Annotated in this window: 10 protein-coding genes; all 10 read right to left on the bottom strand. The window is 38.7% G+C overall.

The window, feature by feature from the left end:
- Positions 1 to 4: 4 nt before the first annotated feature.
- Positions 5 to 733 (bottom strand): SDR family oxidoreductase, encoded by a 729-nt coding sequence (locus MHH88_RS05530; RefSeq protein ID WP_339261755.1) that lies wholly within the window; start codon positions 731 to 733, stop codon positions 5 to 7.
- The gene (locus MHH88_RS05525; RefSeq protein ID WP_069510059.1) at positions 733 to 2031 is read right to left on the bottom strand and encodes a pitrilysin family protein; all 1299 of its coding nucleotides are present in this window, start codon (positions 2029 to 2031) and stop codon (positions 733 to 735) included. The genes MHH88_RS05530 and MHH88_RS05525 overlap by 1 nt, the downstream gene beginning before the upstream one ends.
- Positions 2028 to 3299 carry a pitrilysin family protein gene (locus MHH88_RS05520; RefSeq protein ID WP_339261754.1) on the bottom strand — a complete coding sequence of 424 codons (1272 nt, stop codon included), beginning with the start codon at positions 3297 to 3299 and terminating at the stop codon, positions 2028 to 2030. The genes MHH88_RS05525 and MHH88_RS05520 overlap by 4 nt, the downstream gene beginning before the upstream one ends.
- Positions 3300 to 3519: 220 nt before the next feature.
- Positions 3520 to 4479, bottom strand: coding sequence for an ABC transporter permease (locus tag MHH88_RS05515; RefSeq protein ID WP_339261753.1), 960 nt, complete (start codon positions 4477 to 4479; stop codon positions 3520 to 3522).
- 1 nt (position 4480) lies between these two features.
- Positions 4481 to 5527 (bottom strand): ABC transporter permease, encoded by a 1047-nt coding sequence (locus MHH88_RS05510; RefSeq protein ID WP_069510065.1) that lies wholly within the window; start codon positions 5525 to 5527, stop codon positions 4481 to 4483.
- Entirely contained in the window at positions 5527 to 7074 is a 1548-nt protein-coding gene (locus MHH88_RS05505) for an ABC transporter ATP-binding protein (protein ID WP_339261752.1), read from the bottom strand. Before MHH88_RS05505 ends, MHH88_RS05510 begins: the two co-directional genes overlap by 1 nt.
- Positions 7075 to 7429: 355 nt before the next feature.
- Positions 7430 to 8512, bottom strand: coding sequence for a BMP family protein (locus MHH88_RS05500; RefSeq protein WP_069510069.1), 1083 nt, complete (start codon positions 8510 to 8512; stop codon positions 7430 to 7432).
- A gap of 53 nt (positions 8513 to 8565) precedes the next feature.
- The gene (locus tag MHH88_RS05495; protein WP_024361974.1) at positions 8566 to 9294 is read right to left on the bottom strand and encodes a GntR family transcriptional regulator; all 729 of its coding nucleotides are present in this window, start codon (positions 9292 to 9294) and stop codon (positions 8566 to 8568) included.
- Between the two features lie 188 nt (positions 9295 to 9482).
- On the bottom strand, positions 9483 to 11777 hold the full coding sequence (locus tag MHH88_RS05490; protein ID WP_339261751.1) for a DNA translocase FtsK: 2295 nt from the start codon (positions 11775 to 11777) through the stop codon (positions 9483 to 9485).
- A 306-nt stretch (positions 11778 to 12083) separates the two neighbouring features.
- Positions 12084 to 13751, bottom strand: a complete 1668-nt coding sequence (locus tag MHH88_RS05485; protein WP_024361976.1) for a ribonuclease J — start codon at positions 13749 to 13751, stop codon at positions 12084 to 12086.
- Positions 13752 to 14011 lie beyond the last annotated feature (260 nt).

The raw sequence follows: 14011 nt of genomic DNA, 5'->3' as shown, positions 1-14011 counted from the left end.
GATATTATATGTACCAACCACCATTTAATCGAATTATTTGTCCTGTCACATAATTTGCTTTTCCTGACAGATAAAAACGAACCATTTCAGCTACATCTGTTGTATGACCGACTGAACCTAATGGAATATCTTCTAAAATGTATTGCAGTTCTTCATTACTTAAATGGTTATTCATCGAAGTATTGATAAAGCCTGGGGCAATGGCATTAACACGAATTCCAGATAATGCGGCTTCTTTGGCATAGGACTTCACAAAAGCATGCTGCGCACCTTTCACCGTAGCATAAAGCGCTTCTCCAGCAGATCCTGCTTCGCCCCAAATAGAACCGATAAAAAGCACATAACTGACATCATGAGTCCGTAGTTTTGAAGATAATAAAGCAGTTAATTGCATCGGGTTTTGCACATGAACACGCCATAATGCATCCATTTCCTCCGCTGTTGTATCCTCCAACAAGGCATAATGTGCTTGCCCGTTCGCAAAAACAATTGCTTGGACACTAAATATTTGTGAAGCCAATTTTTGCGCTGCATGTATATTTGTAAAATCTCCTTGTACAAGCATAAATTCCTGCGCTGGAAAATCGCCTGAAAGCGTATCACATAAAACTTGAGCCATTTGCTTGTTATGAGCATAATGCACATAGAGAGACCAGCCGTCTTGTGCCAAACTTCGACAAATAGCACGACCGATCTCACCCGATGCACCTACTATTAGGGCAAACTTTTTCATTATGCGCCCTTCTCTGTTGGTAACACTTTGAATACAGTTTGTTGCGATTCACCTTGGATAGAAGCAAACGCTTTAGTTAAATCTTCAATTGTTAATTCTTCTAAGACAGGGACAACATCGAATAAATTCATCTCATTAAAAGAATAACGTGTAAATTGATTCGCAATAAATTCGATTGAATTTAATGCACGTAAGAAAAAGCCAATTTTTTTACGCTTGATGCGTTCTAAATCTGCACTGGCAAATTGCGCACCTTGTTCGTATTTTTCTAATTCCGCTTTAATAGCTTTTGCTAATGCATCAGGTTCTGTAGAATCAGAGCCAATCAATGCAAAGCCAAAACCTTTTTCTAACGTAAAGTCAAACGCATACGATTCATCAATCAAGCCTTCATCATAAACGCGTTCATAAAAGCTTGAAGTTCGCCCAAAAATAAGCTCTAATGCAATTTGTACGGATAGCTCATGTTGTAACATTTCACGGCCAGACAAATTCGTGTCTTTCGCTTTTAAGCCCATGTAGACCTTTGGTTTTTGCACATCCATGTGCAATGTGCGTTCTTTTACAGCAACATCTGTTGGCTCTTCCTCAAAGAAACGCTGAATTGGTGTAGGCTCTGGGAACTCTTTTTTACCTTGATTTTCACGTATAAACGCCATCATTTCTTCAGGCTCCACGGCTCCAATAGCAAATAATAACATATTAGATGGATGATAAAACGTATTGTAGCACGTATATAGATGGTCAGCTGTAATGCCATCAATCGATTCGATTGTCCCCGCAATATCAATTTTCACTGGGTGAGTATGATACATGTTTTCAATTGTGCCAAAGTATAGGCGCCAATCCGGTTGGTCATCATACATTGTAATTTCCTGACCAATGATCCCTTTTTCTTTATTAACCGTAGCCTCTGTAAAGTATGGCTCTTGAACAAAATTCAATAAAGTTTCAGTGCTTTTATAAATATTATCTGTTGATGAAAATAAATACGCAGTCCGTGTGAAAGAAGTAAAAGCATTGGCTGAAGCACCATATTCGCTAAATTTTTGGAACACATCGCCATCTTCTTTTTCAAACATCTTATGCTCTAAAAAGTGCGCAATGCCATCCGGTACTGTAATGCTTTGCGATTCTCCAAGCGGTACAAATGTGCGGTCAACAGAACCGTACTTTGTTGTGAACGTTACAAATGTTTTTGAGAATCCTTTTTTCGGTAAAATATAGACATCTAAACCATTTTCTAGTTTTTCATAGTAAAGTGTTTCATCTAATTGTTTGAATTCAATTGTTTTCATTGTGCGGCTTGCTCCTTTCCACTTAAGAAATAGACCGCTTCTAACTTCACTTGCTTCGCCATGTCGACAACATCTTCTTTTGTCACAGCTTGCCACTTCGTTGCCCAAGCTTCGACAGAAAATTCCTCTGGTAAATCTTTGTATTGGTCAAAAATTTCAATTTGACCACGCGCAGAATCAAGCGATTCCTTTAACTGATTTGTCAGCATCGCTTTCGTTTGGTCTAATTCTAAATCGGTAATATTCCCTGCTTGTATTGCCACAAGTTGTTCTTTAATCAAATTTAGTGCTTTTTCTTCATTTTTCGCCTCAATGCCAGACACCACAAATAATAAGCCATAATGTGATGCATATGAGCTTGAAGCATAGTAGGCCAAACTTTCCTTTTCACGAACATTCATAAATAATTTGGCATGTGGATAGCCACCGAAAACACCATTAAAGATTTGCATTTTAGCAAAATCCGCATCACCAAATCGCACTGGTGTACTAAAGCCAATATGCAATTTCCCTTGCTTCATTTCCTGTTGTTCGCGTACATAATCATTTTGTGGGTGTTTTTGAGGCACAACAGTTGGAATTTCTTCAGGTATACGATCTTTAAAAGGCAGTGCCTTTTTCAGTTTTGCAACAAGCTCTTCTTCATTGATATCGCCTGCAACATAAATATCGATTTTGTCAGTAGTTAGCATTGATTCGTACGCTGCCACTAAAGATGCTGGTGTAATACTTTGTATGTCTTCCACTGTCCCATTTGCTGAAATAGAGGCAGGCTCATTTGGACGTAAAATTTCTTGAAGACGCATCTGTGCAAAGCGAGACTTATCATCAAAAATAGATTCAATACGTTGAATGACCATTTTCTTTTCGCGTTCTACAATGGATTCCTTAAATACACCGTTTTCAAAATTCGGCTCAAAAATAGCTGTATGCATGATACCTAGCACTTCATTTAATACACTTGTATTCGCCAAAAATTGATCATTTACGGTTTCCATATTCATCAATACCGTATGCTCGTTACCACGCTTTGATGTATCAAAATACAACACTGTCCCATAAAGGTCATCTAAAAAACTACGAAAAGCGGCAGTTGTTGTATATTTTGCATTGCTATGTTGCAACACATTGGTTAACACCGTACGTTCAGACGCACATTTGGCTGTTAATGCTCTTCTCCATTTTATCGAGAAATTTACTGTTTTAAATTGGGTCGTTTGTCGGATATGCAAATTGACACCTTTTGCAAAAGGTATTGTTTTAAACATATGAAACCCTCCTATCTTTCTTAATATAACAATGTACTACAAATACTATACATGTCTATTGTCTATAATTGCAAAAAGAATCCAAAGTATGTATGTGGAAAGTGAAAAAATTTACTGTATAAGGCAAAAGACTGGGCTTGGTTTGCCCAGTCTTTTTATTCGCTTCATTTCTTTCCAACCTCGTCCAGTCATTCAACGAATAAAACCTGTTGCCTGATACTTATCGTTTGCCTTTAATGTAAGGTTGACCACTTGCTTTTGGTGCATTCGCTTTCCCAATAAATCCGGCTAACGCTAAAATCGTTAAGACATAAGGTAAAATTTGTAAATATACTGCTGGAATATCTTGCACATACGGAATTTGATTCCCTGCAATACTTAATGTTTGGGCTAAACCAAAGAATAACGCTGCCCCTAACGCTCCGATTGGATGCCATTTACCAAAGATCATCGCCGCAAGTGCCATGAACCCTTGCCCAGCAATCGTTGCATGTGAGAAATTCCCTGTAATTGTTTGTGCATAAACCGCACCACCAAGACCACCAAGTGCACCTGAAAGAACAACAGCGATATAGCGCATTTTATTAACGTTTACACCCATTGTATCAGCTGCCATTGGGTGTTCTCCTACTGCACGTAAACGTAAACCAAATGGTGTTTTATAAATGATAAACCAAGCACCTATTGCCACAGCAAAGGCTAAAATCGAAGTACTATATACGTTATGGAATAATAATGGTCCAAAGAACGGAATATCCTCTAAGTAAGGAACAGCAAAACGACGAATTGGTTGTTCAATCATATCTGTCTGACCTTTATCATAAATCATTTTCACTAAGAATACTGTAACCGCTAAACCTAGTAAGTTAATAGCTACCCCAGAAACCGTTTGATCGGCACGGAATGAGATTGCCGCGACGGCATGTAGTAAGGAGAAAATTCCTCCGATAATCACTGCTACAAGCATTGCCACCCATACTGTTGCGGAACCTAATTGTGATGCATATTCTAAATTGACAAAAATACCAACAAATGCGCCGACAATCATTAAACCTTCTAGCCCGATGTTAACAACACCTGAACGTTCAGAGAATACACCACCGATTGCAGTGAAAATTAATGGTGTCGCATAAAGGATTGCAGAAGGGATGATGAAATATAACATTTCTAAAAAGCTCATGTTATTGTCCCTCCTTTTTCTTACTTAACTTTTGTAATCCTACTCGAATAACGTAGCCTGAAGCTACAAAGAAAATAATCAAGGCGATAATAATTGATACGATTTCCTCTGGAATCCCTGCAGCATTCGGCATATTAAGAGCACCATATTTTAACGAACCAAATAAAGAAGCCCCGAATACTACGCCAAGTGGTGTATTTGCCCCAAGTAAGGCAACAGCGATACCATCAAAACCAATCCCTGTGAAGCCTGCTTTAATGGATGCATTTTGGAAAGTACCAAGTGCCTCCATCGCGCCACCGAGACCAGCAAACATACCTGAAATCGTCATGGCTAAAATAACGTTTTTATTGACACTCATACCAGCATATTCTGCCGCGTGTTGGTTAAAACCAACTGCTTTTAACTCATAACCACGTGTTGTTTTTTCTAAAATAAACCACATTACCACTACCATCAGAAGTGCTATCAGAATCCCATAGTGAAGACTTGAGTTGTCTGTAAGCTCTCTTAAAAACGGAGAACGTAATGAAGCCGATTCAAGTACACGTTCTGTTTTAAAGCTACCATCTGACAATTTTTTAATAACAGCGTTCGCAATATAAAGCGCTGTATAGTTTAGCATAATTGTCGCAATTACTTCATGAACTTTAAATTTCGCTTTTAAGAAACCTGCAATAAAGGCCCAAAATGCACCTGCTGCTGCTGCAGCGAGTAATGCCAATGGCAAGTGAATAATTTTTGGTAGTTCAAAAGCATAGCCTACCCATGCTGCTGCAAGCCAACCTAAAATTAACTGACCTTCAACCCCGATGTTGAATAAGCCAGTACGGAAGGCAAATGCTACCGCTAGACCTGCTAAAATATACGGTGTTATTTGACGAATTGTGTTCCCGATTGAATATGAATCTCCAAAAATACCTGTCCAAAGAGCACTATAACCTTGGATTGGGTCATAGCCGCTGACTACCATTACGATAGCACCAACAATTAAACCGATAATGATTGAGATGATAGGAACGAGTATATTAATGACACGATTTGACATTAGTCGTTCCCCTCCTTCGCTATATTTGTGCTATTTTTTTTACTTTGTCCCGCCATTAATAGACCAAGCTCTTGCTCTGTTGTTTCTTTTGGATTTAGCTCATCCACAATTTGACCGTCATAAATAACAGCGATTCGGTCTGAAACATTCATTACTTCATCTAATTCAAACGAAATTAATAATACGGCTTTCCCTTTATCACGCTGCTCGATTAGTCGAGAGTGAATAAATTCAATTGCCCCTACGTCTAGCCCACGTGTCGGAAGTGCTGCAATCAGTAGATCTGGATCTCGGTCAATTTCACGACCAATAATCGCTTTTTGCTGGTTACCACCCGAAAGTGCTCGTGCAGGCGTCATCTCGCCATTCCCTGTTCGCACATCATATTCTTGAATAACTTGTTTCGCTTTTTCCGATACCTTTTTATAATCCATTACAAAGCCTTTAGCAATCGGTGGTTGATAATATGTTTGGAATGCAATATTGTGACCGATTGGGAAATCTAACACTAGTCCATGCTTATGACGGTCTTGTGGAATATGCCCTACACCTTGTTCTGTAATTTTACGTGGTTTCATGTTTGTTACATCTTTGCCGTTAAGCTTTACCGTACCGCTTTTCACTTTACGTAAACCCGTAATTGCCTCGATTAACTCTGATTGACCATTACCATCAATACCAGCAATTCCGACAATTTCACCTTTACGAACATTAAGGTTAAGACCTTTTACTTTATCGATATTACGGTAGTCTGTTACGACTAACTGTTCAATCGTTAGTACTTCCTCGGTTGGATTAGCATCTATTTTTTCTGTTTTAAACTCAACCTGACGACCAACCATTAATTCAGCTAATTGGTCAGGGTTTGTTTCAGCCGTTACAACTGTACCAATCCCTTCCCCTTTACGAATAATTGTCACTCGATCAGATACATCCATAATTTCTTTCAGCTTATGTGTAATTAAAATAATCGATTTACCTTCAGCGATTAATCGGCGCATAATTTGAATAAGCTCTGTAATTTCTTGTGGCGTTAAAGAAGCAGTCGGTTCATCGAAAATTAAAATTTCTGCGCCACGATATAGCGTTTTTAAAATCTCAACACGTTGCTGCATTCCTACAGTGATGTCTTCGATTTTTGCATTTGGATCTACATCGAGCCCATACTTCTCAGAAAGCGCTTGCACCTTTTTCGCTGCATCTTTAATATTGACTACACCCATTTTTGTAGGTTCTGAGCCTAAAATAATGTTTTCTGTTACTGTAAAGTTTTCCACCAACATAAAGTGTTGATGCACCATGCCAATCCCCAAATCATTGGCAACATTCGGGTTTGTAATTTTAACAGCTTTCCCACGAACACGAATTTCTCCACCCTCTGGCTGATACAGACCAAAAAGGACGTTCATTAAAGTCGATTTACCTGCACCATTTTCTCCTAGCAGTGCATGAATCTCGCCTTTTTTTAGTTGGAGGGTGATGTTATTATTTGCTACGAATCCACCAAACTCTTTGCGGATTCCAAGCATCTCAATCACGTATTCCAATATTGTCACTCCCTTATTAGGCAATTTTCTCTAAAATAATTTTTATTCACTGGTGTATTTCTTCCTGCCTCTATTGCAATACAGCACAACCCTCACCTAAAGATAAGGCATTTTCTAAATGAAAAATAAATTAATACAGGAAAGGTCATCGTTAGAAACCTTTCTTCTATTAACTTGTTACCATCATATATTAAACTTACGATAATCTAATATAATAATTCTATTTATATATAGAAAAAATATATAAAAATAAAATGTATCCAAACAGAGTATTACAAATAGTCGAAATATAACGATAGATTGAAAAATCATCATAAGGGCAGTTGTAAAGCCCTTATGATGATTAAGAGATGAATTATTTTTCCACTTTTTCTGGAACTACGATTTCACCGCTAGCAATTTTTTCTTTATATTCGTCAATAACAGCTTGTACATCTGCTGGGATTGCACCGCGAGAATCAGCCAGTTTTACACCGTCTTCAGCAAGACCGTAAACAACTGTTGTACCGCCTGGGAATTCACCATTTTTCGCTTTGTTTGAGAAATCTACTACTGCAGCGTTAACACCTTTTAACATAGAAGTTAAAGTCACGTTTGTTTTATCATCTACTTTACCTTCATCATATTGGTCAGCATCTACACCGATTACCCATACGTTTGCCTTAGGGTCTTTTGCTTTACGCTCTTTTGCTTCAGAGAATACACCGTTACCAGTTGCACCAGCAGCGTGGAAAATAATATCTACGCCTGAAGAGTACATGCTGTTAGCAGCAATTTTACCAAGGTCCGCTTTATCAAATGCACCTGTATAGTTGCGTTGAATTTCGATATCAGGGTTAACAGCTTTAGCACCTTCAACGAAACCAGCTTCAAAACGATTGATAACTGGGATATCTACGCCACCTACGAAGCCGATTTTACCTGTTTTAGACATTTTAGCAGCCGCTACACCTGCTAAAAATGCACCTTCTTGTTCTTTGAAAAGAATAGAAACAACGTTGTCAGCTTTTACTTCAGCATCGATTAATGCGAAGTGTTTGTCTGGGTTGTCAGCAGCTACCGCTTCAACAGCATCAGCCATCATGAAACCAATACCAAATACTAGGTCAAAGTTACGACGTAGTAAATTGTTTAAGTTCGTTTCGTAGTCAGCGTCAGATGATGATTGTAAGTAGTCGAAACCACCCTCACCTTTTTTAAGGTTGTGTTCTTTACCATAAGCTTGAACACCTTCCCATGCTGATTGGTTGAATGATTTATCGTCAACGCCACCAACGTCAGTAACCATTGCTACTGAGAAAGTTTCTTCTGTGTTGTTATCACCTGATGAAGCATTGTCTTTTGCAGGTTTTTCTTCGTCTTTCGTACCACATGCACCTAAAATTGCACTTGCAGCTAAAACTGATGATAATACTAAACCAAATTTACGTTTTTTCATTTTGTTAACCCCCCAAGGTATTGTAATTAGCAGGAAAATAATTTAGAAATGTTCTACACCCGTTTACGTACTACATGGAAGCTGAATTTATCAGCTCGGAAATAATTTTTTGAATACAGCACTACTTGATCATTGTCATCGTAATGGAGCTGTTTCAATACTAAAAGAGCTGTTTCACGACCACAATTTAAAATCGGTGATGCTTGTTCATGATACCCAACCGGATCAATATACGTTACAGCATAGGCAACATGAATTTTACCCGATTGCTCAAGTGCCGAGAAAAGGGAAACTTCTTTTTTGTCAACAAAGTCAGTAGGCAGGAAGCTAGCTGGTAATTTATCTATACAATAAACTACTGGCTCACCATCTGCTGTTCTGACGCGTTCAATCGTGAGTATTTTATCTTCGCCATCACATTGGAAGCGTTTTAAATCTTCATCAGAAGGGATATTCTCAGTTGCCTTTAAAAACTTAGACCCTGGTTCCATACCTGCTGTTTCGATCATAGAAGAAATACTGGATAAATGCTCGATGCCTGATGTAAACAACGGCTTAGGATTGACAAATGTACCAACCCCATGTCGACGCACTATCACATTTTCCTCTTCCAACAGTCGAAGCGCCTCTCTAAGTGTTGCTCGACTTACTCCTAGTGATTTCGATAATTCAAATTCTGATGGAAGTTTTTCATTTTCTTTGAAAACGCCCGTCTCGATGTCAGATTTTAAACGATCAATTACTTGAAGATAGAGATGACGATGATCTGCTTTAATAGTCACATAAATCACCACCAAAATCAGAGATCAGACATCTGATGTACAACATTCCTACTAATCGTTCATAAATATAACATTTTTGCAGAATGAAATAAACTATTTTGAGCAAAATCAGTAATAGAAATCATCCTTTCCTTACTTTCAGCGCAAACATTTGGACATAAATTCCGCAATGACCCCATGTTTTTTCCTTAATTATCATATTGATGAATTAACACCTGTCGAGGCTTACTTCCCTCTGGAGGCCCTACAATACCGCGTTGTTCCATCTGATCGACAATGCGCGCAGCACGAGAATAACCAATACGGAAGCGACGTTGTAGCATTGATACCGAAGCAGTCTGCATATTTACTACTAATTGCACAGCCTCGTCAAATAATTCATCCGTTTCTTCTAAAACAGTCTCTTCTTCACTTGGAATCATCTCTTCCTGGTACTGTGCTTTTTGTTGTTCTATAACAAAGTTAACAACCGCTTCTACTTCCTGATCAGATAAAAAGGCACCTTGCACGCGCTTCGGCTTCGATGCACCAGCAGGTAAAAATAACATATCGCCACGTCCAAGCAGACGCTCTGCTCCACCCATATCTAAAATCGTTCTCGAATCGATTGCAGATGATACTGCAAATGCGATACGGGATGGGATATTCGCCTTAATAACACCCGTTAGAACATCTACACTTGGTCTTTGTGTCGCTAATATTAAATGGATGCCCGCTGCTCGTGCCATTTGTGCTAAACGTGTAATGGAATCCTCGACGTCATTTGAGGCAACCATCATTAAATCTGCTAACTCATCTACAATAACTACGATGTATGGCAATTTAGGGTGCTTTTCCTCTGTTTGTTCGTTGACCTTTTGGACATGCCCATTGTAACCTTCAATATTTCTTGTGCCTGTATGTGAAAATAAATCGTAACGTCGTTCCATTTCCGAAACGACCTTTTTCAAAGCTTGCGACGCTTTGCGTGCATCGGTTACAACCGGTGCTAACAGATGAGGAATTCCATTATAAACATTCAATTCCACCATTTTCGGGTCAATCATCATCAGCTTGACTTCATGTGGCTTTGTACGCATTAGTATGGATACGACAATGCCATTTATACACACACTTTTCCCGCTGCCCGTTGAACCTGCAACAAGTAAATGGGGCATTTTATTAAGTTCTGCTAACACAGCTTGTCCTGTAATATCACGCCCTAAAGCTACTTGTAATAGCGATTCAGGCTTTGCTCCGTCTTTTGACTCTAGTACTTCTCGCAATGTAACGATTGCTACCTCACTATTTGGAACTTCAATACCAATGGCAGACTTTCCAGGAATCGGTGCCTCCATCCGAATATCTTTCGCTGCAAGTGCCAATGCAAGATCATCTTGTAGGTTGACAATTTTACTGACTTTTACACCAATATCCGGTAAAATTTCATACTTTGTTACAGCAGGTCCTAAATGAACTTGTGTCACTTTTGCTTTTACGCCAAAGCTTTGCAATGTTTGCTCTAGCTTTTTCGCATTTGCCTGAATAACGGAATATTCACCACTTTGGTCATGTTGTGGAGGCATTTGTAATAGATTGAACGAAGGAAGCTGATAATCGGCATTTTCCACAGCATCTGCACTACCAATATGAACATCATCAACAAGCTCTCCATCTTCAATATCCACAGGCTCAACAGTTTGCAACGGTTCTACTCGCTCATGTGAAACGTTTTGCGTAAAGGCAGAAATAATTGGCTCATGAGGAACTTCCTCTTCTTCCTCATAGGCTGCTGGCGCGTGATTGACCGCTGCAACCTCGTCCGTGCTTTCCGCTCTGGAACGACGACTTTTCGGTTTCTTAGGCTTATTTTTTTTCTTTTCTTGCTGTTTTTTTTGCCATTTTCCAAAGAGCACAGGCATTTTTTCAGCTAAATATGGAACGAGTGCTTTTCCTGTTACTAAAATTAAGCCAATAAAGAAAAGGACCCAAGCTACCACTTTAGCTCCTGTGGCTTCAAATAATACATGAAGACCGCTAAATAACAGTGCACCTACCATACCACCACCAAGTGCATTGCTTCGATGAACTACGCCATCCGTATCGATTAATATTCGCCATGACTCCCTCAAAACAGACTCCGATAATAAACCACCTGATTTTGTTAATTGCTCGAATAAAATGCCATGACTAAAAATAGTCAAGCTCATAACAATGAGCACCATCCCTAACATAAGCCGGTCCTTCATGCTTACTTTTTTCTGTCCAATCATAAGAAGCAATGCGACAAAGATAAGCATAAATGGCACTGCAAAATGTAAATTCCCTAAAAGAAACATGGCAATGGTTTGTAAAATACGCCCAATCATGCCATATTCAAAAATCATAATGACCGCAATCGCGATTAAGATGAGCCCTAAAATTTCGTACATGAGCGGATGCACTTCTTTTTTATCGGATGTAGGTTTTGCTTTCGTGACTTTTTTCCTTTTACTACTTGCCATCTTTTTCACCTTCTTTTGCAATCCATTCTATATATGTAGCGAATAATATCATGTAGAACTCGAATATTTCAAAAAAAGGATTTTCCACCGTTTTATCGGCTAGAAAATCCTTCCTCCTTCGCTACTTCTTCAAAGCTTACTCTACATTCGACTTCTATCAAAAAACAAGCTTATTTTGAAGTGCTTGACTATGTCATGTCACATTTTCATGTTAGACAATGACATACTTTTTGACATTCAATCGGTAACGCAACAAAATGTGGCGTCACTCATTAGCAACATGCGTTAAAGAAATCTTTTAAAATTTTAATACTCCATAATGATTGGGATAATCATTGGGCGGCGCTTCGTTTTTTGGAATAAATAAGTATTTAATGTATCACGAATTTCTTGTTTAATGTTTGTCCATTCGAAAGTATCTTTCCCTACATATTTTTCAATCACGTTTTTCGCAATTTCAGATGCTTCCACCATTAGCTGCTCTGACTCACGCACATAGACGAAACCACGCGATAATATTTCGGGACCTGAAGCAATTTTCTTTTGTGCACGGTTTAAAGTGACAACAACAATGAATATACCATCTTGCGAAAGTAATTTACGATCACGTAAAACAATATTTCCAACATCGCCTACACCAATACCGTCTATTAATACATTACCAGCTTGTACACGACCACTCATACGCATTTTGCCATTTTTGTATTCGACAATATCACCTTTATCAGCGATAAAAATTTGTGATTTTTGCATACCAAGCTGTTGTGCTAACTTAGAGTGTGCAATCAGCATACGGTATTCCCCTTGAACTGGAATAAAGTATTTCGGCTGCATTAAATTCAACATTAGCTTTAAATCTTCTTGGCTACCGTGACCCGATACATGGACATTTTTACTTGATGTCAAAATTTCAGCTCCAGCTTTCGCAATGGAATTCATCGTATTTGCCATTTGTACTTCCATACCAGGAGATGGCGTAAACGTAATGAGTACTGTATCATTTTGTTTAATTTTAATGTCTCGATGATGCTTACGAACAATTTTCTCTAATGCATCTAACGGTTCGCCTCTATTACCCGTTGTGATAATAATAATTTCTTCTTCTTGATATTTTTGCATTTCAGAGATTGGAATAATCGTATCTTCTTCTACCGTTAAATATCCTAACTGTACACCTAAATCAACAGCTTTTTCTAAAGGTTTCCCCACAATAACCACTTTGCGGAACGATTTTTGCGCTTGCGTTAGGACTTGTTGAATACGAATGAAATTAGACGCATAGACAGCTACTAAAATACGACCTGGTGCCGAATGGAATGTTTTTGATAATTGCTCTTCAATCACAATTTCAGATGTCGTATAGCCTGGTCGCTCTGCTTCACAAGACTCAGATAGTAAAATAAATACGCCTTCTTCACCTAATTGTGCCATTTTGGCTAAATCCGGTTTAAACTTACCTGTTGCCGATTGGTCGAATTTAAACTCTCCCGTATGAACAATCGCTCCTTCAGAAGTATGGAACACAACCCCTAACGAATCGGGAATACTATGTGTTGTATGGAAGAATGTCACATACGTAGAGTTGAAATTCATACGGCTACGATTTGTTACTTCAAAGAATTTTACCTGATGTGGTGCAGGTAATTCTTTTAAATGTTCTTTTGCAAGTGCAATCGTTAATTTTGATCCATACACTGGTGCCTTCACTTTTTGTAAAATATAAGCGATTGACCCAATGGCATCCTCATGACCATGTGTTAAGAAAATCCCTTTCACACGCTCTTTGTTTTCTTCTAAATACGTAATATCCGGTATTACGATGTCAATGCCCAACATCTCGTCTTCTGGGAACATTAAACCGCTATCAACTACAAATAGCTCTTCGTCAATTTCTACTACGCACATTGCTTTTCCAATTTCGCCCACACCACCTAGTGGAATGATGCGAATTAATTCATTTTTCTTTTTTGTCAATTTGTTTCCTCCTAAAAAATATCCCGAACAGCAACCACTTATTTTCATTATACGGTTTGCAAGGCTTTTGCACAAATTATTTTAAGTGCCTGACACCCAAACAATTCTAGCGTAAAAAACCATTGCGTTTTCCGCAGGCATGTTGTAAGCCGAAACTCCTCGCCAACGCGTGGTTTATTGCGGCTTACACTCTGCGCGTTCCCGCTGGAGTCTGCTTGGATTTTTACTTAGCTTGTTATGAAATTGTTTGAGTGCCTGAC

It is taken from the genome of Lysinibacillus sp. FSL K6-3209 (assembly GCF_037976175.1).
Lineage (GTDB): Bacteria > Bacillota > Bacilli > Bacillales_A > Planococcaceae > Lysinibacillus > Lysinibacillus sphaericus_D.
This window is presented reverse-complemented; position numbering and strand designations above follow the sequence as displayed.